This is a genomic window from Marmoricola sp. URHA0025 HA25 (assembly GCF_054059435.1).
Genome location: NZ_JBSSCD010000001.1, coordinates 3,596,870 through 3,620,368 on the forward strand (window position 1 = coordinate 3,596,870; position 23,499 = coordinate 3,620,368).

The following is a 23,499-nucleotide window of genomic DNA, read 5'->3' on the forward strand; positions in this document are numbered from 1 at the left end:
CTCAGACCCCTTCCGCGATCAGCTTCATCTCGAGGTACTCCTCGAACCCGGCCACGCCCATCTCGCGGCCGATGCCTGACTCCTTGTAGCCACCGAAGGGCGCATCGGGGCTGAACCAGACGCCGCCGTTGACCGCCAGCGTGCCGGTGCGGATGCGGTCGGCGACGGAGCGGGCACGCTCGAGCGAGCCGCTGTCGACCGATCCGGAGAGCCCGTAGGGCGACTCGTTCGCGATCCGCACCGCGTCGTCGTCGCCGTCGTGCGGGATCACCACCAGCACCGGACCGAAGATCTCCTCCTGCGCGACCCGGGCGGAGTTGTCGAGCCCGGCGATCACGGTCGGCTCGATCCAGAACCCGCCGTCCTTGGTCGCGTCGATCGCGCCACCCGTGGCGAACCGGCCGCCCTCCTCGAGGGCGAGGTCGAGGTAGCGCTTGACCCGGTCGCGCTGGATCTCGGAGATCACCGGGCCGCAGATGGTGCCCGGGTCGGTCGGGTCCTTGGCGCCGATCGACGCCATCGTGTCGGCGGCGATCTGCACCGCCTCGTCGTACCGCTCGCGTGGCACGAGCAGCCGGGTGGTGAGCGCACAGCCCTGTCCGGCGTGGATCGACACGGAGAACGCCGTGGTGCCGACCGCGGCAGCGAGGTCCGCGTCGTCGAGGACGATCGCGGCGGACTTGCCGCCGAGCTCGAGGAAGACCTTCTTCAGCGTGGGCGCCGCGGCAGCCATGATCGCCTTGCCGGTCGCGGTCGAGCCGGTGAACGACACCAGGTCGACGCGAGGGTCGGTGACCAGGAGGCCGGCGACCTCGTTGGAGCGCGGCGTGACGACGTTCAGCACGCCCGGCGGCAGGTCCGTCAGCTCGAGCGCGAGCCGGCCCAGCTCGCACGCCACCCAGGGCGTGTCGGGCGCTGCCTTGAGCACGACGGTGTTGCCGGCCGCGAGCGCCGGGCCCACCTTGTTGAGGTTGATCTGGTTCGGGAAGTTCCACGGCGTGATGGCCGCGACGACCCCGACCGCCTCGCGTCGCACGATCCGGCGGGTCGCGATGCCCATCGGCGCGGCGACGCCGAGCTCGGTCTCCCACGCGTACGACGCCGCGAGGTCGGCGACCCAGGCGACCGAGGCCACCGGCACGTCGTACTGGGGGCCGGCGGTGAGGAACGCGGGGGCGCCGACCTCGGCGGTCGTCAGCGCCCGCATCTCGTCGGCGTTGTCGAGCAGAGCCTGGTGCAGCTGGCGCAGGCAGTGCACGCGGAACTCGTGGTCCGTCGACCAGTCGGTCTCGTCGAAGGCCCGCCGGGCGGCGGCGATCGCCGCGTCGACGTCGGCAGCCGTGGCGTCCGGTGCCCGCCCGATCTCCTGCCCGGTGGCTGGGTTGAGGATCGGGTACGTCGCGCCGTCGCTCGCCGACGTGAGCTTGCCGTCGATCAGCAGCTGCGGCGCGGGGACCGCCCCGGTGGTCGAGCCGTCCCCGGTGGTCGAGCCTGTCGAAACCGTCATCGCGCGTCCTTGTCGGTGGTGGAGCCTGTCGAAATCTCTTGGGTCACGAACCTGCCGGCCTCGACCGGCGGCGGCCAGACGCTGCTCGGCAGGTCCCGGTAGCGGTAGTGGCCGGGCACCTCGAGCCCGGTGACCGACATCCGCTTCAGCAGGGTCTCGGGTGCCTTGCCGGCCTCGATGATCGACAGGAAGGTGTGCGCGGTCGACGGCATGTCGAACCAGTCGCGCTGCCAGGCGAACTTGAGCTTCCCGGCGTCCTCTCCCTCTGTCTGGCGCGCGACGCCGAACCACGACCCGCCGATGCCGAGGATCTCGTACTCCTCGCCGGTGCTGTCGTCGACGATCCCCGAGCGCTGCTTCCAGAAACCGACCACCATCGCCTGCTTCTCGTCGATGAGCGTGGCCTGGTAGTCGTAGTGCCAGCCGTCGAGACCGTCCATCTCGATGCCGATCGCCCAGTCCCGGATCTGGTCGCGGCCGACGGCCATGAAGTGCTCGTCGGGCGCGTACATCCACCCGTACGTCGCGTCGACGGCGTAGTGCTCGGCCATGATCCGCCAGTCGCCGATCCGCTCGGCCTCGCGGTTGACCGCAAGCCAGGAGTCCCAGAACTCCTCGATCTCGGCGCGGGTCAGGTCGCCGCCAGTGGTTGAAACCATCAGTCCTCCAGCGTCAGGGCCCAGGCCGGGCAGTACCTCACCGCGGTGCGCACCGCGTCCCGGAGCGACTCGTCGGGGCGCTCGTCGAGGAGGACCACCGTGTCGGCGGCATCGTCGAAGCCGAAGACGCCCGGCGCCTCGCCCTGGCAGAGCTGGTGGCCCTGGCAGAGGTCGGTGTCGGCGACGACCCTCATCGCTGCCTCCGGCGGTACCGCACCCGGGCCGGCCTCGCCAGCTGGATCACCATCTTCGAGGTGTCGTCGCGGTAGCTCTCCGCGGGCTGGACCATCTCGAACTCGTAGTCGCGCAGGATCACCGAGAAGATCGCCTTGAGCTGCATCATCGCGAAGGCGTTGCCGACGCAGCGGTGCTTGCCGGCGCCGAACGGGATCCAGGTCCACCGGTTGGCGAGGTCCTCCTGCCGCGGATCGACGTACCGTCCCGGGTCGAAGAGCTCGGGGTCGGGGAAGTCCTCGGCGATCCGGTTGGACACCCGAGGCGTCGCGCCGACCATCGTGCCGGCCGCGATGCGGTGGCCACCGATCTCGATCTCCTCCTGCGCGACCCGCAGCAGCAGGACCAGCGGCGGGTGCAGCCGCAGGGTCTCCTTGAGCGCGGCCTCGAGCAGCGGGATGGATCGCAGCGCCTGGAACGACACCTCGACCGCACCGTTCCCGTCGGGGTCGGCGTACAGCTCGTCGAGCTCGGCAACGACCGCGGCCATCACCTCGGGGTGCCGCATCAGCTCGATCAGCGCCCAGGACGCAGTGCCCGACGACGTGTGGTGGCCGGCGAACATCATCGAGATGAAGATGCCGGTGATGTAGTCGGCGGACATGTCGATCGAGATCAGGACGTCGAGCAGGTCGCGGTCCTCCTTGGCGACCGTCCCGCGTGCCTTCCGCTTGTCGATGATGCCCTGCACCAGCGCGACCAGGGCCTCGCGCGCGGCATCGCGTCGCTCGAAGCTCTCCACGCCCGGCATGTAGGGATCGACGTAGGCCAACGCGTCGGTGCCCCGCTCGAGCTCGTGGTAGTGCTCCGCGAACGTGGCGTCCAGCTCCTCGCGGAACGGCGTGCCGATCAGGCACGCGGACGTCGTGTAGATGGTCAGCTCGGCGAACCAGTCGAGCAGGTCGATCTCGCCCTCGTCGCCCCAAGCGGCGACCATCCGCCGGATCTCGCGCTCGATCGTGCTCGCATGGCCGCGCATCATGTCGCCGCGCAGGGCCTGGTTCTTCAGCATCTGCTGACGTTCTTCCGGGCTGGCGTCGAAGACCACGCCCTTGCCGAAGATCGGGGTCATGAACGGGTACGCCGCCGCCTGGTCGAGCACCGAGTCCGGCGCCCGGAAGAACTGCTCGTTGGCCTCGGCACCGGAGACCAGGACCACGTCGCGGTCGGCGAGCCGGAACCGGCCGACGTCACCACACTCGTCGCGCACCCGGTGGAGCAGGTCGATCGGGTCGGCACGCAGGTCCTCCAGGTGCCCGTGCGGGCTGTCGGGGAACCGGCGGGAGACCTCGCGGATCTCCCCGGTCGTCGAGCCGCCCCCGGTGGTGGAGCCTGTCGAAACCGTCACTTCTCCTCCAGAGGTGCCTCGGGGTTGACCTCGACCAGGTTCAGGTGCACCCCGCGCGGGGCGCCCACGATGGTCGCGATCGCGTCGGCGACCGCGGCCGGCTTGAGGAAGTGCGGGTGCCGGGCGAGGCCGAACCGCACCCAACCGGTCAGCACGTCGGCGGCCGCGGCGTCGTCCCAGTCGGTGCCCATCTCGCTCCAGGTGGGGCCGGGCCGGACGATGCTCACCCGCACTCCGGAGCCCTCGAGCTCCATCTGCATCGCGTGCGCCATCCCTTCCAGGCCCCACTTGCCGGCGGCGTACGACGACATGAACGGACGCGCCCGCACGGCCACGTCGGAGCTGACGAAGACGACGTCCCCGCGGGTCCGCTCCACCATCCCCGGCACGAAGGCGCGCACCAGGCGATGGGCCCCGAGCAGGTTCAGGTCGATCTCGGCGGCGAACCGCTCGGTCTCCACCTCGTGCACGATCCCCGGGGCGACGTGGCCGGCATTGGACACCAGCACCTCGATGTCGCCGAGCTCGCCGGTCACCGCCTTTGCGAACGCCTCCACCGAGCTCGCGTCGGTGACGTCGAGCGGGTGCGCGACCGCCTCGCCACCGGCGCTGCGGATCTCCGCGACGATCTCGGCACACTTCTCGACCCGGCGCGCGCCCAGGGCGACCGGGTGCCCGGCCTTCGCCAGCGTCAGCGCCGCGGCAGCCCCGATGCCCGACGAGGCGCCGCTGACCACGGCGGGCCTGCGGTCGGGCTGCGCATACTTGGACACCTGATTGGACACCTGTCCAGTTCTACCCGACCGAGCCGGCCCTGGCAACCCCCTGCCGGGCCGTCGCTGAAGCAGCGCCACCGGGATGTCGTATCGACCGGTGGCCGTTCGTCGTGATCACGACAGCCGGCAAGGAGCCGGCGCAGAAGGACGGAGACCACCATGAGCACCACCGCGACCGCCACCCGGACCACCACCCGCACGACCGCCGGGAAGACCACCCGGACCACCCGACGTTTCCCGCTCCTGCGGACCGGGGCGGCGGCGGGCGCCGTCGCCGCGGCCGCCACGACGGCCATCGCGGCGGCAGCGCACGCCGCCGGCGTCTCGTACGCCGACGCGACCGGACAGGCCATCCCGTGGGTCGCCTTCGGGCAGCTGACCTTCATCGGAGCGCTCCTGGGCGCCGCTCTCGCCGCGGCCTTCCGGCGGCGGGCCGCCCAGCCGCGGCGTACCTTCACGCGCACGGCGTGGACCCTCGCCGTGGTCTCCTGCGCCGCACCGACCCTCATCGGTCTCGGGGCCGCGGCGGTCGCGACCCTCGTGGTCCTGCACCTCGTCGCCGCCGCGGTGATCATCCCGGCGATCGGCTCGCGCCTGTCCGACTGAGCCACCGGGCTTCGGCAAGGGTGGAGGATCGTCCGGGCACCACGTCCACGAGCTCGAGAGAGAGGCACCCCGTGCTTGCAGCCCGGCTGTTCGCTCCCGGCGACCTGCGGCTCGTCGACGAGCCACCGCCGACGTCGGTCGCTCCCGGGTGGTCGAGGGTCGCCGTGACCTCGATGGGCATCTGCGGGTCCGACCTGCACTGGTTCCTCGAGGGCGGGATCGGTGAGGTGTCCCTCGAGCGGCCCGTCGTGCCGGGCCACGAGTTCGCCGGCGTCGCGCTCGACGGACCGCACGAGGGCCGTCGGGTGGCCGTGGACCCGGCCATCCCGTGCGACGCGTGCGAGCAGTGCAGGGGCGGGCACGGGAATCTCTGCCCCACCGTGCGCTTCGCCGGGCACGGCGACCTCGACGGCGCACTCCGGCAGGAGCTGTCCTGGCCGACCCACCTGCTGCATCCCCTGCCCGACTCCCTCAGTGACGACGCCGGGGCACTCCTCGAGCCGCTGGGTGTGGCGATCCACGCCGTCGACCTCGGCCAGGTCCGACCCGGTCACGACGTGCTGGTCGTGGGCGCCGGCCCGATCGGCGTACTCGCTGCCGAGGTGGCGCGACGCGCCGGAGCCGCTCGCGTCTTCGTCAGCGAGCCGCTCGAGCACCGCCGGGCGAGCGCCGTGCGGCTCGCGGCCGACGAAGCCTGGGCCCCCGAAGAGACTGCCGCGAGCATCGACGACCGGACCTCGGGCCGCGGAGTCGACGTGGTCATCGAGATGGCCGGGACGGACGCGGCCATCAGCACCGCGGTCGACTGTGCGCGTGCTGGAGCGAGGATCGCGCTCGGCGGCATCCCGTCCGAGTCGCACTCGAGCTTCCCGGCAGCACCGGCCAGGAGGAAGGGGCTCGCCTTCGTGATGGTGCGCCGCATGCACGAGACGTACAAGCGCGCCATCGAGCTCGCCGGCACCGGTCTCGACCTGGACTCACTGGTGACCGCGCGATACTCGATCGAGCAGGCTGCCGACGCGTTCGCGCACGCCGCCCGGCGGACCGGCGACAAGACCGTCATCCGGGTCTCAGGCACGGGTGAGACGCACTGAGGGAGGGCCACCCGGGTTCCGGGCCGACGCCCGCCGGCATGTATGCTTCCGGGCTGTTGGGCAGGTAGCTCAGTTGGTACGAGCGTCCGCCTGAAAAGTGGAAGGTCGGCGGTTCGACCCCGCCCCTGCCCACCACAGAAGCCGCAGGTCAGACAGCCTCTGACCTGCGGCTTTGCCCATTCCCGACCCATATCGCCGTTGACCGTGACAGACCGCGGCTGACCCCGGATACCCGCGGTTTTCTGTTCCTTAGTGCACGTGGAGTGCACGACTCGCCGAGGCATGCACAGCCACCTCAGCGGCGGTGGGCGTCGTGATGACGGTGCACAAGCTGAGCGCGGGTGATGGTTACACCTATCTGACGCGGCAGGTCGCTTCGGCTGATGAGCGGCGCGCGGGTCAGTCGTTGGCGGAGTACTACGTGGCGCGTGGGAACCCGCCGGGTGTCTGGATGGGCATGGGCGCGGAACAGCTGGGGGTTGTCGGCAGTGAGGTGACTGAGGCGCAGATGCGGGCGCTGTTCGGTCGCGGGCTGCACCCGGACGGGTTGCACAAGCTGGGTGCGGCGTATCCGAACTATGCCGACCTGGGCTCGTATGCGGACCGGGTCGCGGCTCGCGTCGAGGAGTTCACCTCTCTGAACGGCCGGCCACCGTCCGCGGCCGAACGCAACCAGTTTGCGGCAACGGAGGCTCGCCGTGGTCGGCGGGCGGTGGCCGGTTTCGACCTGGTCTTCACCCCGGTCAAGTCCGCCTCAGTCCTCTGGGGCCTGGGTGATCCGCAGGTGCGGGCGGCGGTTGAGGACGCCCATCACGAGGCGGTGGGCAACGCGATCGGCTGGCTTGAGGAACACGCCTCGTTCACCCGGACCGGGCGTGGTGGGGTGGCGCAGATCGATGCGACCGGGCTGGTGTGCGCGGCCTTCGACCATCGTGAGTCCCGGGCCGGTGACCCGGATCTGCACACCCATGTCGCGGTGGCCAACAAGGTCTGCGGCGTCGACGGCAAGTGGCGCTCCCTGGACGCTCGCGGCCTCTACGCCCTCGGGGTGGCCGCCTCCGAGCGGTACAACACCCGCTTCGAAGACGCCCTGACCCGACGCCTCGGCATCTCCTTCACCGAACGCAGCGCTACCGGGCGTGACGGGAAGCGACCGGTCCGCGAGATCGACGGCGTCCCGCTCGAGCTGGTCGGTCACTTCTCGCGGCGCCGGGCGGCGATCGAGACCCGGTACGCCGAGCTCGCTGCCGACTACCGGCGGGTCCACGGGCGCGAGCCCGGCAGGTCGACGCAGCTGCAGCTGGCCCAGCAGGCCACTCTGGAGACCCGCGAAGCCAAGGCCGCGGGTCGGACGCTGGCCGAGCAGGTGGCCGACTGGACCGCCCAGGCCCGCAGCGTCCTCGTCGGTCGGCTCAGGGACCGCGACGTTGCCGGGTTCCTGCGCAGCCGGGTCGCCGGCACCCCGGACTTCGACGACCTCGACGAGCACGCCCCCGCACAGCTGGCGGCCAAGGTGGCGGCCCGGGTGGTTCGGGCGGTGGCCGAGCAGCGCAGCACCTGGACGGTCTGGAACATCTGGGCCGAGACCGAACGGGCCCTGCGACCGCTGCGGTTCTCCTCCCCCGAGCGTCGTGAAGAAGCGACCCGGGCGGTCGTGGAGCTGGCGACCGGGCCGCGGTTGTCGGTGCGGATCAGCGAACCGGAGCTGGTCACCGAGGCACAGACACTGCTGCGGACCAGTGACGGGCAGAGCGTGTTCGTCCCCCACGGGACGGCCCGCTACACCACCAGTGAGGTCCTCCTCGCCGAAGACAACCTGGTCGCCGCGGCCCGCAGCAGCGACGGGCCACACCTGGAAGCGGTGGTGCTGGATGCTGCGTTGGCGATCCACGAGGCCAGCACGGGGCTGCGCCTGGATCCTGGCCAACGGGCACTGGTGGAGGCCTTCGCGCTCTCCCCGGCCCGGGTGGCGGTCGGGATCGGGCCTGCCGGTGCCGGGAAGACCACCGCGATGCAGGCCTTCGCCCATGCCTGGGCCACCGCCAGCCCCCACGCTGCCGGCCAGGGTGGTGGGCGGGTGGTGCCGTTGGCCACCAGCTCGAAGGCCGCCCAGGTCCTCGGTGCCGAGCTGGGGGCGCGGGCGGAGAACCTGCACAAGTTCCTCTACGAGAACAACGTCAACCAGGCCGGCGCAGGCTCGGCTGATCCGTGGTTCAGGTTGCGGGCCGGTGATGTGGTGCTGGTCGACGAGGCCGGGATGGCCGGCACCCTCCAGCTCGCCGACCTGGTCGCGAAGGCCACCGCCGCTGGCGCGGCGGTGCGGCTGCTCGGAGACCCGGCCCAGCTGGCGGCCGTTGATGCCGGCGGGGCGCTGAGCCTGCTGGAGGCAGAGGTCGGCGCCACCTACCTCACCGACCTCCACCGGTTCACCGACCCGACCGAGGGCCACGCCACCCTGGGCCTACGCACCGGGGACCCCGAAGCGCTGCGGTTCTACACCGACCGAGACCGGATCCGGGCCGGGTCACGGGAGGCGATGCTCGAGGACGCCTACGACGCCTGGGCGGCCGATATCCACGCTGGGAAGGTGTCGGTGCTGATCGCGGCGACCCGGGCCGACGTGGTCGCGCTGAACGCCCGCGCCCGCCTGGAGCGGGTCCTGGCCGGCCAAGTCTCCGGGGCCGGTGTCGGGCTCGGTGACGGGAACACCGCCGGGGTCGGTGACTGGGTGGTCACCCGGTCCAACGCCCGGCTGCTCCGCTATGCCCGACGTCGCCGCGGGGCTCGGTGGGTTCACAACGGCGACACCTGGCAGGTCACCCGCACCCACGCCGACGGGTCGCTGACCGTCAAGCACCTGACCAACCGCGGCACCGTCCGGCTCCCCGGCTCCTACGTGAGCGAGGCGGTCGAGCTGGCCTATGCCAGCACCGCGCACCGTGGCCAAGGGACCACCACCGACACCGCACATGCCCTGGTCACTGCGGAGATGACCCGCGAAGCCCTCTACGTCGCCTCCACCCGCGGCCGCACCTCGACAACCTGGTACGTCGCCACCGAACCCGCCCTGGACCTGGACTGCGAAGCCGAACCCGAGACCCCCCGCACGCCGACCGAGGTGCTCACCGGCGTGCTGGCCTGCACCGGTGCCGAGGCATCGGCCACCGCCACCATCCGCAACACACTCGACGAGGCGACCACCCTGCCTGCGTTGGTGGCCCGCTACGACCACGCCCGCGACCTCGCCGCCCGCCACGCGCTCCACCAAGCGGTCGACGAGGCGTTCCCCGACCTCTCGGACGCCGAACGGGCCAAGATCGGCGGTGGCCGCGGTGCCGGGCACCTCGCCACCGTGCTCGCCGACGCTGTCGCCCGCGGGGCCCACCCGGCCCGGTTGCTCCAGGCAGCCCACGACCTCGACGAGTATGGCGACCTCGCCGGGATCAGCGAGCCGGCGCTGGTGCTCGCGTCCCGGATCGCCGACCACCCGACCACTCTCGGCGTTCCGAACACTCCGGCGTCGGCCGGGCCGTTGCCGTGGCTGCCGGGCCCTGAGGTCGGTCATCCCGGGTGGGCGCCCTACCTGGACGCCCGAGCCCGGCTGATCGCCGACCGTGCCGCTGAGCTCGGTGGCCTGGCCGCCGCCTACCGCGAGCACTACGCCATCACCACGACCACCGGTCTCGGCGCCGAGCCGGAGCCAGGCACCCGACAGGCCACGGCCTACCGGGTGGCCGCCCCCGACCTCGAACACACAACCCCACCACGACCCGAGCCCGCCCCACGGCGGCCTCGGGCCCCCGAACCACCCGTCCCCTCACGAACAACCAGCCATCAAGGTCCCAGCCAACGAGGTCCCCACTTGAGCCGCTGAGCACAACCCAAACCGCCAATCCCTAAGCCCGTCTACCCGTCCTTTCGCTGCACCCATCTCGGGAGGTGCCGTGCTGTCCCCTGCCCTACCCCCGCCTGCCCCCACCCAGACACTCCAAGCCCAGGAACACCCAGCCCCGGAGCACCAAGGCAGGGCCGCCCCCATTCATCCAGCCCGCGCCCAGGCAGGACGTGTTCAGGCTGCTGATGTCCGGGTGGCCGCGCAGCCCGGCCCACCAGGGGCGCCGGCCACTTACGGGGCGCTGATGGCAGCCGCGCGGGAAGCGGTCGAGGACGCCCTCGCGCTGGGCGCCCGGCCGCTGCCGAACGCGGAGACCGGGGCCCTTGAGCTCGCCGGGTACGCCCGGTTCCTGCGCTACGCAGGCAACCACCTGCACACCTTGATGCGACTCGCCGAGGTCCGCAACGACGGCATCACCCGCCTCATCCACCGGCTGAACAACGTCGCCGAGATCGAACCCGCCAGAAAGCCAGCCGGCCTCTCCCTCACTGGTGATGATGTTGCCGGTGATGTAGCGACGGCGGGCAGCCGGTGGCTGCACGCCGCGACCCTGCTCGGTACCGCGCACGACGTGGTCGCCACCCACCTCACCGGCGTCGGGATCCCCCGCACCCCCGAAGGCGAAGAGAGCCTCACCGGACCCGCCCTGGTGCCGGCCTGCGTCGACCTCGCCTCGCTGATCCTGACCGCCGTCGACGGATCGGGAGACCTGATCCGCCGCACCACACTGGCCCAGAAGAGACAAACACAGAAGACCGTGCCCATGGCAGCCCTGCTCGGGTGGCACCGCTCCAACCGCGCCGCCAGCATCTACGCCCGCGCCGCCCTGTGGGACCTCAACCAACAACTCACCAACCCCCGCACCAGCACCAGCACCAACCAGCCGCGCGCGCTGGAACAGCTGCGTGTCGCCAGCCGACTTGACCAGCTCGACAATCTCGGCCACTTCGGCCAACTCGACCGGCCCGGGCAATCAGGGCCGCCGGCGTTCGGCACCAGCCTCGCGGCTCTGCGGGTCCTGCGGCACTACTCCTATGCCCAGGCCCGCGGGCTGAGCGCCGCGAGCCCGGCCAGCCTGCGCGACCTCGCCCTCCTCGGTGCCCGGATCACCGACCCCGAGACCATGCTGCGGACCCTCACGGAGGTGACTGATGCAAGCACGGGCTTGGACCGGCTCCGGCGCGCCCACCTGGTCGACCAGCTCACCACCGCCCACGACGCCTGGAGCGCCGCCGCGGCGGAGCTGACCCGCACCGTCCAGGGTCTGACCAAGGCACCCGCCGGGTACGGCGCCGCTATTGGCCACCTCCTGCACGCCGACCTCTCCCCCGAACTACACCGCGCCCTGGCGGCCGTCCTGCCGGCCATGGGGACCCAGGCCGCCTCGACCGTCACACAGCTTGCCCAGCGCGCCGACCTGGTCACTCTCCAACGACCACCCTTGGCAACCCGGCACGAGTGGCGACCCATCCTCCCCGACCACGCGGCCACGATCAGCGAACGATTCACCACCGCCGCCCGTAAATCCCGCCACGCACTGACCATCTCCAGCCAACTCCAGGCACTACGCCAGCAGCGTCAGTCGGCTCGGCCACACAATCGAGTCCAGATCGAAGACCACCGAGAGTTGTCCGGTCAGGTCGCGCCATGACCAGCAGCACACCGCCCCCGCCCCCGGCCGACAGCGCCGGCAGCAGAGCCGCGGACACGGCTGCGCACGCGGTCGAGAACGTCGGGTCGCATGACTCCGCGCGCACTCGAGAGATCGCAAGCGGGCACGAGCTGCACGGCACCGGACTCGAGCGCGCCCGTCTGGTCGCGGCGCACGAAGATGCCGCTGAGTTCTACCGGCGGATGCTGCTCGGCCCCGAAGGCGCCGGCCCGCGGCGCTACCTGGTCGACCGCGGCTTCGAAGCACTCCTCGACGACACACCCTGGACCGTCGGCTACGCCCCGACCGGGTGGACCCGCCTGCATGAGCACCTGACCAGTCTTGGCTACAACGACCAGACGCTTCTCGTCGCCGGACTGATCCGGCTCAACCGGCGTGGTGATCCGATCGACTGCTTCCGGGACCGGATCACCTTCGGGATCCGCGACACCGACCACGCCCTGGTCGGGTTCACCGGCCGCTGTGCGCCGGACTCCCCAGCGCACGTACCGAAGTACCTCAACACCCCAGCCACCCCGATCTACAACAAGAGCCACCTGCTCTTCGGGCTCGGCGAAGCCACCCGGACCCAACCCGCGACGGCGATCCTCACCGAAGGACCACTCGATGCCATCGCCGTCGAACTGTCCACGGATGCCAACACCACACATGCTGCTGCGCTCGCCCTCTGCGGCACCGCAACCACCGACGACCACCGCAGCGCAATCCGCTCACTTGGCGCAGAGCAGGTCATTCTCGCCTTCGACGCTGATCCCGCCGGCGCACGGGCACGAGAGAACGCCTACCGGACACTGCGGGGCGCCGTCGACATCAAGGCGCTCGAAGGTCTTCAAGGCACCGACCTCGCCGAGACCTTCCAGACGGCAGGGCCCTCGGGTCTCAACTCTCTGCTGTCAACCCCTAGGCGAGCGATTGACGTGATCGTCGACGCTCGACTCGCCCTATGGACCGACGCGTCAAACAACGCCGAGATCGCCGTCGCTGCCGTTCGCGACCTCGCTCGCCTTCTCGCCTACCTCGAGCCGACCGACATGGCGGGCCACGCGATCCGCCTCAGCGTCGCGGTCGGCCTACCGACACCCGTCGTGACTCGCGAACTTGCAAACGCGATCACCGCCTCTGCGCCTCGCACCAACGCTACGACGCTGCACGCAGCTCGCGTCCACGTCGCATCCCTGTAGCCAACCCGTTGCCCGCGAGATCATCGCCAACTCAAACAGGCGCTGCACACCGCCCAGTTAGACGCGACCCGAGCTCGTCTCCTTGCAGATTCACTCCGATCATGGTGATCGTCGACTCTGATCTCCGTCGGTTCCCAAGGACCGCGAAGTACGCGCGCTTTCGTCGATGGATTCACCGATTGACTCGGCGATTGAAGGGCCGCAACCAACTACCACGGTCGGGGCCCGAGTTCCGGGCCGACCTCGGCGTAGCTGAGGTCGGCGACGAGGCGGCGGGAGCCATCCTCCGGCGCCGCAATGATGACTCCCATTCTCTGCATCGCACACTTGTCTCGAATCGCTTCGATCAGGTCGGATGCGAGTGGTTCTGTACACCCGACTACGTGCGCCGACGCGCCAAGCGCCGCGCTGAGAACAATGTCGCGGTCGATCTGATCACGTGTGAACTCCACCGCCGACGTCTTGACTTCTCCGGCGACGACGCTGCGACCGACGAAGCCAAAGAGGTCGACTTCCTGTTGCGCGCCTTCGACCTTCACATCGAGGCCGAGATGCAAACCGGTGAATGGCTGCGCTTCCACGAGTGCCGACGCCACCGCTACGTGAGCCACCACCCCCTGGTCGCTGCATCGATCCAAGAACGAATCGAGCCGGTACTGCACCCGAACTCGACCCCGATCGACTGCTAGGTCCGCGACGGCGTCGCAGCCCGGACAGGTCACAACGCCAGGCACATCCTTGAACTCAAGGAAGCTCGGGATTCCGCACCTCGGGCAAAGGACTTCGACGCCTCTTTCGACCCACCCGCCGCGAGCCAAATCCTCCAATGCATTGCCCACGAGTTCGACGTTCAGGCCTCGAACGTAGATAGATTCGATGTGGCCGTATCGGCGGGTAGATCGGCCTCCTACCGAGGCGAGCCATTCGATTACTGCCTCGTGTCGGTCTGGCGCTAGGCCAAACTCAGCAAGCTTCTTGGCGAGCCGCAGCGATCTTGGTGTCGTCAGACTTCGAATGGCGCCCAAGGCGTGGACATCCGCGAAAGCCTTGGTGTCTCTTGAGAGCAGGCCCGCGGCCAACCTCCCTTTGTCGCTCGGTGTGGCAGACGATCCGATGTCGCGAGTGAGGCAGGCCAAGACCTCTGAAGCTGCCGGCACGCTGACTCGCATCTCGGTCCCGACGGCGTTGCCTGCGAACATCGTGAACTCCCCACGCCTCCACGACCCGTTTGGGTGTACGGCATGGGCCACAGACACTCGCCGCGGCAAGTCGTCGAGAAACTGGGCCTGGTACCGAAGCCGCAGTGGGGCAATCGGTGAGATTTCAACGGCTTCCAAGACAGAAGGAACATCGACCGGCACGGGGGTATCTGTCCGGAACAGCTGGACCTGGCTGGAAGCTCGGTACCCGAGCGCCCGTTCGAAGATGACCCAGTTCCGTGGGTCTATCCCAACGGCGAACGTGTAGGGCGGACCCTCGCCGGGGTCGCGTTCGTCCCCCCAAACCTGCTTGCACGTGAGAGTCTGCACCTCCTCGTAGGTGAAGCCGAGGCTCTCGCCGATCGAACGAAGATCGGCGTCGGCGACCGTCCACGATGCGATGACGACGTGGGGCGAGCCTGCGTACCTGCGACCGGCGACAACGCTCCTGACTAGGTCGGCCAGGTCGACCCAGTCCGCAAAGGCGCGGCGGGGGAGCATGAAGGTGGGTGCGTCCCCGAATTGCTCTGGCCGTAGAGCGCGCATGTTCCAGTAGTAGGCGCAGTCTTCGAGCGAGTTTCCGTCCGTAACCCAGAGGAGAACGGGACCCGTGGCCACGCCCCTGGTCCAGTACTCCTTTAGCCCGGCACGGTTGCGTTCGAGCACCGTTGTCGAGGAGAACTGTGCCCGGCCGGCGTGGTCTTCTGTCGTGAAGGTGGTAGCAGGGAGGTCATCTGATGGTGAGCCGGCCGCCACCAGCTCCCATAGGTCGCCGTCGTGTCGCGCTCCGACTTTCGGCTCGTGGGAAAGCGGCCGCCATTCCCACGTGCGCATTGGATACCAGGCCCGGCCGTTCAACACCTCCTCGATCGATGCCACTGCGTCCAGACCCATCGAGGTTGCGGCGTCGTGACCCCGTTTGGGGTCGATTCCAATCGTGATGAGGGCATCCACGTCGCTGATCTCTACGATCTGGAGGTCTGCGTCGGTGACCGTGCCAGATGAGTCGATGGGAATGATCGGTTCGGTGATGCCCGCCCAACGCTCGGATGCATGTAAGACGGCCCGCCGGAATGCGACCTCATCTCCCTGCGGATACACGTACGCAACGCGGACCGGGGACAGCGAGCGTGCCAGCGCCTGCTGGCCAAGGTACTCGTTCATTTGTCGGTTCCCCCTGTCTGTTCCCCTTCTTCCGCCTTCGCGGTTGCCGCAACTCTTTCAGAGGCGCCGGAGGTACTGGAGCTTGTTTGTCTCGATTCGAAGATGCTCCTGAGACTCGAGCCATCGGATGCCGCGGGCAAGAATCTGCCCGAGCGTCCGGGCTTGCGATGCGCGGTCAGCTCTCGTAGCCGCTCGGATTGGTCCTCGGCTGTCTTGGACCTGGGCGCGACGATAGGTCGCATTTGACGCATGAGCCGTTGCTTGGTTCGTTGCTCTGTCCGCACCACCTGCAAGTCCAAAACCTCGCTGGCGGGTCGAGTGGATTATGGTCCTCTCGGACCCACATGTCCTCGTCCTTGTAGATCAGGGTCCGCAGCTCTCCCTTTGGGTCGAGCTCGCGCAGAATCTCGATAGCGCGCGCCGCGGCGTGACGGCGAGCCGGTTCAGAAGACCCAGCAGCCTTCGCGGCTAGTTCTACGCGGTTTGGGCTGACCAGCAACGCAAGGAGGTAGCACTCCGACGCGCGGTACGGCGGCCAGTCACTTCGGTCAATGTCGAAGAACGCATCCGTGTCCCAAGTAGGTACGACGTTCGCGAGGATGTAGAGAGCCGGGAAGGCAATCCAATGCGAAGCAGCGTGCATGCTGTCCAGCAGAGCCGCTTGGTCCTCGGCGTCCAAGCTCAGTCCCCCAATAGCACGGACCTCGTCCAGCCCGCCGTAGCTCACGAGCGACCAGTCTGGTGGGGTTGCAAACTGGTCGAACGGCCTGCTGAGGGCCAGTGCTGCTTCTGCAGCGACACGGTCGGCGTCCAACTGGGATGCATGCGCGAGCGCCTTGAGCCACCGGCGACGCAACTCAGCGTCGTCCGACACGAACGCGGCAGTGAAATCGGGGTTCGACACGTGCCCGTAACCGGTGATGTCGATGAGTTCTGCGAGATGCGGCAACCGCCAGCGCTCATGCTTGCTGAGCTCGATACTCGCGTCACCGATTGACGCCGCGTCTTTGAGCACTTGCTCCTCGTAGTCACGGTCCTCCATCGCAGCGAGAACCCTCCGACCCGGGCTCGGGTCTTCCCACTCTTCGGTGTTGTATCCCGCGTCGCGCAGCTCGCTTCGCATGTCAACGGAGAATCTGTGCGGCACGTGATACGAGAGCTTGTAGATGAGCTCAGGGGCGCCCTCCGGCAGCTGTCCCAGAAACTCGATCGCGTTGCGTGCGATGTGGCTGACGCCCGGATCGAGGGGCGAGCTGCTGGAGATATTGAGGACACCGTCCACCCTGAAGGGCTTGCGTGTCTCTGGAACATCACGTGCTAGCACCGACGACACGACCTCGACCTCAGCATGCGTGAGTTGGCGCCGATCAGCTTGAGCATCAGAAAGCGCAATCCATGCCGCCGCAGCCGCCGCGTCGTCTGCATCGAGCGGCACCCTCCCAAGGGCCTCATCACGCTGTCGACGATGCTCCCCCGCTAGCTTCATCGAGCACAGCACTTCGATGAGCGGCCACGAAGCGGGGTAGGCACCCCACCGAGCGATCAGCGCTTTTGCCCATGGCCGCTCATCACGAGTCTGGCGCTCAGGCGGCTGCCTGGCACCACCTTGGATGTCAGACGCGTGCCGGCCGGTCTGCTCAACCAGCATCGTGACCTGCTCAGCACTCAACGTGATTGCATCAGAGGTGAACGCCGAGGCCACGGCCAAAGTCGCCTCGGTCACCAAGTCGCCAAGATCCAACATCATCTCGACCAACTTGTCGTTCAGGCCGAGCGCCAAAGCGACAACGCCCTCCGAGTCTTCAAAACGAACAGCCTCAGCCGCCCAGGTCAACAACTCCTGAGCGCTGCAGCGGGTCGTCCACATCGCAGTCGCAACCTCGGTGAACACCCGGCTACGACTCGTCAACCGGTCCTCTTCATCGAGCACAAACACAGCCACGTGCGAGTCCCAGAACCTCAACACTTCCCCAGCAAGCTCACGAGCCTTCGCACCCGACAAGCTCCACTGCTGAGCATCAACCAACATGTCGTTCAACGCAGCGAGAGCCTCACCGCGCTCCGGCGCCGTCGCCCGGTCCTCGAGGAGTCGCCCGAGAACCACAAACCCATCTACGAGCATCGCCGGCGTCAGCTCGAGAGCCCAGTCCTCGTCGAGCGCTCCTCGGAACCTCTTGTGCTCCCACCGCATAACAGACTGGCGTACCGCCTCATGAAGAAGCTCCGCACGTCGCTTGGGCACCTCCAGGTCAGACGTCGACCCGAGGATGAGAGTGACCAGCAACGCCAACTGAGGAACCTCGAGCATCCCGGCCTGGTGGTTCTTCGTCTCCGACAACCACTCCCGCCGTACACGCAGCCAGTCAGCACGATCCGCTGGGTCCCTGACGCGTACATTCGCGCACTGAACGAGAACTGCATCAATTGTCTCGTCCAGATTGAAGGGACGCTGCAGATCGACCCGCGGGAGGCCAATCCGCTCCCCCGGAACCGCCATGGTGCCCCGGGTAGCGACCACGACCGCCACCAGCGGAGGCAAACCGGCAACAAGCGTCTGCAACTGCTCTGCCATCCACGGAGCCCCTGTCCGGCACTCATCCAGGCCATCCAAGAGAAGTAGCGCATCGCCGTCCGCAACTGCATCAGCGAGGAATCCCTCCACCAACACGCGGTCGCCACCAGGGCTCCGAGTCGCGGCAACTGCCACCAGATCATCGACCGTGACCGTCCGGTCTCTATGACGAGGAAGCAAGTCGGGAAGATGCACAGTCACAGGCGTCGGAGCGTCGGGCTCCATCGCAGCCCAGCCCGCGAGTTCACGCATTGCGAGCGACTTTCCGGACCCCGGCTGACCGACGACTAACATCCGCCCGTACCGACGCAGAACCAGACGCAGGTCACGTTCTCCATCACCACTTCGAACGCGACTGGTCACGCGCACATTCGCCAGGAGGTCCTCAACCACGAACGAGTTCAGGTCTTCAGCCAGAAACGTCAGGTCGACTCGCCCGTTGGACCTGGCAAGCGCACCCAGGTACCCATCGACAGCATTCCGCTTGGCGGCAGCCTGAGCCGCGGCAGAGCCGTGCGAATCTGCATGAACCACTATCTCCGCAGACGCAATCGCGTCCACCAGTTTGTCAGCGTCGAACCCATTCGCCCGGCTGGCCCACTCATGCACTCGCTCTGCAATCGCACTGACCGCAGCCGCGCCAACGTTGCCTTCGACGAGCTGCTCCATCATCAACGCCAGAACGGCTCGACTGTCGTTGTTAGTCGAGACCCGAGGCAATTCAAGAATGCGTGCGCGACGCCTCACCTCGTCGCGTTTGCCCGCCGGGACCTCTCCGTCCAAACGAGCGAGCGCCTCGACATGCCTCCTGCTCTCCGCCACCCCGCCGCCACGGATCCTCGCTAATGCGTCCGCCAAGTTACGAACCCACTCAGCGGCCTCCTCGCATACCAAGATGAGCAAGTCATCCGCGTCGAGGACTTCATCGAGCTGAGCGACCCAACCTGCAACCGTCCCCTTGAAAGCCGCTCCGTAGGTGACCTTCCGCTTCGACGACACAAACCCGCGAGCACCACCATCAAACGTCAAGACGATGTCGTCGGTCGGATCCGAGGACTCGAAACCCACATGCGAGATGGCCTTGAAGTTCTCCAACGCATCGACCGGAAGCCCAGCAAGCATGTAAACGGCAAGATATGTGCCCGCATTGCGACGGGCAACGCTCCCAGCCTCATTCGCCTGCCCCGCAGAACTCATGAAATCACCCTAGGGACAACTGGCGCCCACGACATCGAGCCTGCGCGAACCAGTCCGACGCACCAAACACGGCATCGAGGGGGCATGCACCGTGGCAGCGCCTCTCCAAACGAGGCGGTGGCCAAGTAAGCCTCGGGCCGTACCCCGCGTCATTCCGCCGCGAACGGTGGTGATCCAATGAGCGAGTCGATCCTGCGAAAGTGGCTTCATGAGCAATCGGGAACCGATCAACCTCGTCATGAGCTACTACACCTCGACGCCGAACAAGTATCGCTACAAGGAGACGGCCATCGGTGAGGGCGACGCGTTGAGCGATCTCTACCTCGCTATCGACGCAATCGGCGACGAACCGCCGCGAACGATTGAGGTGACCGTGCGCTTCATCTGATCGCGCGATGCTTGAACGCACTGCGATATCGCCCCGAGTCAGCGACATGGTCTGGCAGGTTTCGTGCACCAAAGCTTGGACGCAACGCGGCTCGACTTGAGATGCTCGGGCGATGGGGCAACGTAAGGGCAGTAGAGGCTGGCGGGACACGCCGAGCTCATGGATGCCCTCGGACTGGTTCCCGCCAGAGCGCGGCAAGAACAAGCAAGCGAAGGCATCGGAGCCTGGCTTCGGCGTTCCGTGCCCTTTCTGTGGTCACCCGGTGCCCGAGTCGGAACCTTGCGTCTGCCGGCGACGCGATCTCGATTGAACAGACTCATTCGTCAGCGCCAGGTCCACCATCTCGACGCGTCTTTCCGTCGCCTACAGCTGGCGCTGACGCCCGGGAAGCCGGCGAGCCCACGTGGCAGGCTCGGCATCTGATCCGGCTTCTCTGGCGGCCGCCTCCCCATCTACCGGTCCCCGATGTGGTGAAGTTCAGCCGTGGAGGTGGATATCGGCGATTGGGCAGTCATAGCCCCAGAACCGGGCGGCCGCGAGCAAGGCAAGTCTTGGGTCGCCACGGAGCCGGGCGCAGCTCGTACTGACCATTGGCTATGGAAGCCGCGCACGCTTACCGGAGACGGCACCTGGCCAGCGCTGAATGACGTCGCCGAAGTAGCAGCCTCGCGGATCGCCGCCGTCATGGGACTACCGGCCGCGGAGTGCTCATACGCGCGCAAGGGTGATCTGGGTGTGATCTCTCGCAACGTCACCCCGTCCGGATACGACCTCCATGACGGCGACGTCTTCCTGCACGAGATCGAGGGCTACGACAGGCGGGACCCTCAGTTCGACGAGCGTGGTGTCGAGAAGGGTCGGGTCCGGTCGAACATCGGTTACACCCTTGAGGCGGTCTCCGCAGTGCTCGACGGAATGAATGGACCGCCCGGATACGAGGCCATGAGCGCCCTGCAGGTCTTCGCCGGGTATTTGGTTCTGGACGCGCTCATCGCCAACACGGATCGTCACCCAAGGAACTGGGCCGTCTTAGAGGACCGTGCAAATGGTCGACGCGTCATTGCCCCCACCTTTGACCACGGAACGGCGCTGGGCGCCGGCCTAACCGAGCCCAACCGCGAGACCCGGGACGTAGTTGCGTTCTGCCGCAGAGGGATGGCAAACCCTTTCAGCCCCGCCAAACAGACGCTGGTTGAGCTCGCTCGGCGGGCGACGAATGTCGGGGAAGCCGATTTCTGGCTGGAGCGCGTCCGCGCACTAGACAGCGCCGTGTTCTCTGACGCACTGCAAGCACCGCAAGGCAGACTGTCGGTGGAGGCGTCTACCTTCATGACACAGGTACTCACCATCAACAGGGAAAGGTTGAGCGGCGATGCTGACGACAGTCGGAACTAAGCGTTTGCTTGTGTCGCGCCAGGACCCTGAAACCAAGCGATTCACGCGGGTCGGGGTGCTGTCGTGCCAAGACGATCGCTATGCCTTTAGTTATGACGATGACGTCAAGCGTGCCTTGCCCGGTCTTCCCTTGGGACGCGACAACGTAAGCGACTCACTGTTCCCCGTTTTCGCCGAACGGGTGATGCATCCGCTACGACCTGATCGCGAGCGCACGCTCGCGCAACTTGGGCTGCCGCCAGAAGCCGGACCCTTCGAGGTCCTCGCCGTTTCGGGGGGACGACGTACGGGTGACACCTACGAGCTAACGCCATTGCCTGAGCCCGGGCTCGTCGCACTCCAGTTCTTGGTTCATGGCGTGCGGCACCTAAGCGGATCCGAGAGAGAAGCCATAGACACGCTCGTCCCGGGGCAGCTATTGGATCTGATCCCAGAGCCGGACAACGAGTACAACGAGCGGGCTCTGCTCGTAACTGCCGACGGCAGCCGACTCGGCTATGTCCCTGACCCATTACTGAGTTTTGTGCATCCGATCATGCGACAGGACTTCACGCTCGAGGTCCTGCGCGTGAACGACGTTGAGGCGGGGTTGCACATGAGGCTCCTCGTGGAATTGCACGGACGCTACGACGGCTGACCTGCGCGCCTCGTCGCATCCGCTTGAATCAGGTGGGGCCCTACGACGCACGGCTTCTGGACTTGCTGTGGGCTGGGACGCTCGCACGTTTCGAGGAGGCGTGCGTCTTTCCGCCGCGAGCGGAGCGCTCGATTGACGGCTCGTGAGCCCAGTCATGACTCGTGTTCGCGCGCCCGGCCATCTCGTTGTGCGACGCTCAGTCAATGCCTGTGAGCAGAAAGCGCGCACGCACGAAAAGTCCGCCGCGTGCAAAGCGTGGCTCACCAGTTCGGGATGTTTTCGCGCGAGCCCTGTCCGCAAGCGATCGGCTCCAACAGGATATTAGCGCTCAAGCGCTCGCCCGGCTTCCGGAGAGCTGTAGGCGAAGCTTCGTGAGCGACCCTGAGACGTCCGAGCCGCTGCTTCACGAGTGTCGCGCCGCGCTGGAAGAACTTGCTGGCGAACTCGTTTCCGAGTTGGACTCGTACACCTGGCTCTTTTACTTGCGCCGCATGCCAGATGAGATCTTCGCAGGGCGACTCAGCACGACCGGTCCTTATCGGCGAATGCTGGCGGAGGCCTTGAGCGCCTCCACTGCGCGACCCGCGAGCTTTGCTCTGCCGCCCGCTGTACGACAGGTGATCCCAGGGGTCACCAGAGCGCAGGCGGAGACCATCTTACGACTTGCCCACCTGACAGGCGCGCTCTCGACGATCCACGCCGCGTTGCGCCGCGCGGGCAAAGGTCAACACATCGCATGGCACTCAGACGATCTGCCTTGGGCAGTTCCCAACACGGACCTGGATTCGGCGATCGAACGGTACGACAAGCGAATCGAGCGCCTACATCTGCTCAGCGCTGGCACGCAGGTCGCGCTCTTCCATCCCTTCTTCGCCGACCTAGATCACCCCCTCCGACCATCAGAGTTGCTCCTATCTGTCCAACCTGTGCCCACACGCACACAGGTCCCAGTGTGGAAGGGTCCGGCCAACAAGCCGCTTTGGGTCGGCACGCGTCGAGGGGCATTCATCGCGGGCGTCGAGACCATCTCACCTGCGCTGAAGGTGGTCGCCGGATGGGTCGACGACGGGTGGGGTTCGGCAGAGCTGTCGGCCGTGGTCTTACTGCTTCGGAGTCTATTCGTAAACGCATGGACGACGGATTGGGGTGATCCCTTTAGCAGGACGGTTACCGAGGCTGGCTACCTTGTACTTCCCAGCCAGGTACTTGCGGTCCTCCTGGACGAAGATCTCCGAACATTCCCTGATGCCGATTTGGGACTGGGCGATCTCGGCCTCCCGAGGAGTGGGGTAGCCGCGGTGGAAACGCTTGTCGGGTTTCGGTCTTCGCCTTGGCCGTTGGATCCAGGGCCACCGCTCCGAGTCGCAGGCGACCAAACCGTTGTCGACTTGCGGGGAGCCTCGCTGTGGCTTGAGCGACTATTGACTGTCGACAAGGACGCGCCATCGGATCTGGTGAAAGCCCGCGCGACACACTTCGAGGAACTCGTTCAGCACGAGATTGACGCCACAGCGGCGTCACCGCCGGCTGACTTGCGAATCATGCGCGGTCGCAGCCTTCGCCTTAGGGGAGATGCTGTTACCGACGTCGACGCCCTCGCGCTAGTCGGCAACACACTCCTTCTCGTCTCATGCAAGAGCATTGTGCGAACCCCAGAGCTGGACGCTGGAGCCTTCGCTCTGGTCCGGAATGTGCGAACGAACCTTGAGAAGTACGACGCGTTCTGGCAGGGCCGAATGGACATCCTGCGAAGTAGCCCGGAGGGCGACAACTATGACTTCCGCGGCTACGACATCGCAGGCGTCGTCTGCACTCCTGCAGTCGAGTTTACGCACGCAGACCAGTCCCGAGACGTGTTGCCGGCACTTCCGGCCGTCGTCAGCCTTAACGAACTCAAGGAGTACTTGGCCCGGTAATGCGCGTGCTCGACGACTCTGCCGGGTTGCCTCGCCCGTCGCGGTCCACCGCGCTTACT

General features: G+C 67.4%; 16 protein-coding genes and 1 tRNA gene. 10 read left to right on the forward strand and 7 right to left on the reverse strand.

Annotated elements, in window-relative coordinates; all coding sequences use genetic code 11:
- Position 1 precedes the first annotated feature (1 nt).
- The 5 genes from ACVW00_RS17775 to ACVW00_RS17795 are packed head-to-tail and all read right to left on the reverse strand — an operon-like array spanning position 2 to position 4,521.
- A complete protein-coding gene (locus tag ACVW00_RS17775; RefSeq protein ID WP_457112224.1) occupies positions 2-1,507 on the reverse strand; it encodes an aldehyde dehydrogenase in 1,506 nt (501 codons plus the stop codon).
- A complete protein-coding gene (locus ACVW00_RS17780; protein ID WP_457112225.1) occupies positions 1,504-2,166 on the reverse strand; it encodes a hypothetical protein in 663 nt (220 codons plus the stop codon). The genes ACVW00_RS17775 and ACVW00_RS17780 overlap by 4 nt, the downstream gene beginning before the upstream one ends.
- Positions 2,166-2,360 carry a ferredoxin gene (locus ACVW00_RS17785; protein ID WP_457112226.1) on the reverse strand — a complete coding sequence of 65 codons (195 nt, stop codon included), beginning with the start codon at positions 2,358-2,360 and terminating at the stop codon, positions 2,166-2,168. The genes ACVW00_RS17780 and ACVW00_RS17785 overlap by 1 nt, the downstream gene beginning before the upstream one ends.
- Complete coding sequence (locus ACVW00_RS17790) at positions 2,357-3,748, reverse strand: cytochrome P450 (protein ID WP_457112227.1); 1,392 nt, start codon at positions 3,746-3,748, stop codon at positions 2,357-2,359. Before ACVW00_RS17790 ends, ACVW00_RS17785 begins: the two co-directional genes overlap by 4 nt.
- Positions 3,745-4,521, reverse strand: a complete 777-nt coding sequence (locus ACVW00_RS17795) for an SDR family oxidoreductase (RefSeq protein WP_457112228.1) — start codon at positions 4,519-4,521, stop codon at positions 3,745-3,747. The genes ACVW00_RS17790 and ACVW00_RS17795 overlap by 4 nt, the downstream gene beginning before the upstream one ends.
- 162 nt (positions 4,522-4,683) lie before the next feature.
- Between ACVW00_RS17795 and ACVW00_RS17800 the strand changes: the two genes are divergently transcribed.
- The 6 genes from ACVW00_RS17800 (at position 4,684) to ACVW00_RS17825 (ending at position 12,972) form a co-directional block, all read left to right on the forward strand.
- A complete protein-coding gene (locus ACVW00_RS17800; protein ID WP_457112229.1) occupies positions 4,684-5,130 on the forward strand; it encodes a DUF6069 family protein in 447 nt (148 codons plus the stop codon).
- A 71-nt stretch (positions 5,131-5,201) separates the two neighbouring features.
- Entirely contained in the window at positions 5,202-6,224 is a 1,023-nt protein-coding gene (locus ACVW00_RS17805) for a zinc-dependent alcohol dehydrogenase (protein ID WP_457112230.1), read from the forward strand.
- Between the two features lie 58 nt (positions 6,225-6,282).
- A tRNA-Phe gene (locus ACVW00_RS17810) sits at positions 6,283-6,359 on the forward strand.
- Positions 6,360-6,540: 181 nt separating this feature from the next.
- Complete coding sequence (mobF, locus tag ACVW00_RS17815) at positions 6,541-10,098, forward strand: MobF family relaxase (RefSeq protein WP_457112231.1); 3,558 nt, start codon at positions 6,541-6,543, stop codon at positions 10,096-10,098.
- A gap of 265 nt (positions 10,099-10,363) precedes the next feature.
- Positions 10,364-11,770 (forward strand): hypothetical protein, encoded by a 1,407-nt coding sequence (locus ACVW00_RS17820; RefSeq protein ID WP_457112232.1) that lies wholly within the window; start codon positions 10,364-10,366, stop codon positions 11,768-11,770.
- Positions 11,767-12,972, forward strand: coding sequence for a toprim domain-containing protein (locus tag ACVW00_RS17825; RefSeq protein ID WP_457112233.1), 1,206 nt, complete (start codon positions 11,767-11,769; stop codon positions 12,970-12,972). Before ACVW00_RS17820 ends, ACVW00_RS17825 begins: the two co-directional genes overlap by 4 nt.
- 209 nt (positions 12,973-13,181) lie before the next feature.
- On the opposite strand, the gene ACVW00_RS17830 is transcribed toward ACVW00_RS17825, so the two are convergent.
- Together ACVW00_RS17830 and ACVW00_RS17835 are read right to left on the reverse strand one after the other, a co-directional pair.
- Positions 13,182-15,335, reverse strand: a complete 2,154-nt coding sequence (locus ACVW00_RS17830) for a hypothetical protein (protein WP_457112234.1) — start codon at positions 15,333-15,335, stop codon at positions 13,182-13,184.
- A gap of 175 nt (positions 15,336-15,510) precedes the next feature.
- On the reverse strand, positions 15,511-19,104 hold the full coding sequence (locus tag ACVW00_RS17835) for a hypothetical protein (RefSeq protein WP_457112235.1): 3,594 nt from the start codon (positions 19,102-19,104) through the stop codon (positions 15,511-15,513).
- A gap of 208 nt (positions 19,105-19,312) precedes the next feature.
- Between ACVW00_RS17835 and ACVW00_RS17840 the strand changes: the two genes are divergently transcribed.
- The 4 genes from ACVW00_RS17840 (at position 19,313) to ACVW00_RS17855 (ending at position 23,440) form a co-directional block, all read left to right on the forward strand.
- Positions 19,313-19,492, forward strand: a complete 180-nt coding sequence (locus ACVW00_RS17840; RefSeq protein WP_457112236.1) for a hypothetical protein — start codon at positions 19,313-19,315, stop codon at positions 19,490-19,492.
- Between the two features lie 483 nt (positions 19,493-19,975).
- Positions 19,976-20,887 (forward strand): HipA domain-containing protein, encoded by a 912-nt coding sequence (locus tag ACVW00_RS17845; protein ID WP_457112237.1) that lies wholly within the window; start codon positions 19,976-19,978, stop codon positions 20,885-20,887.
- The gene (locus ACVW00_RS17850) at positions 20,865-21,524 is read left to right on the forward strand and encodes an HIRAN domain-containing protein (RefSeq protein WP_457112238.1); all 660 of its coding nucleotides are present in this window, start codon (positions 20,865-20,867) and stop codon (positions 21,522-21,524) included. The genes ACVW00_RS17845 and ACVW00_RS17850 overlap by 23 nt, the downstream gene beginning before the upstream one ends.
- Before the next feature lie 371 nt (positions 21,525-21,895).
- On the forward strand, positions 21,896-23,440 hold the full coding sequence (locus tag ACVW00_RS17855) for a hypothetical protein (protein WP_457112239.1): 1,545 nt from the start codon (positions 21,896-21,898) through the stop codon (positions 23,438-23,440).
- Positions 23,441-23,499: the final 59 nt, after the last annotated feature.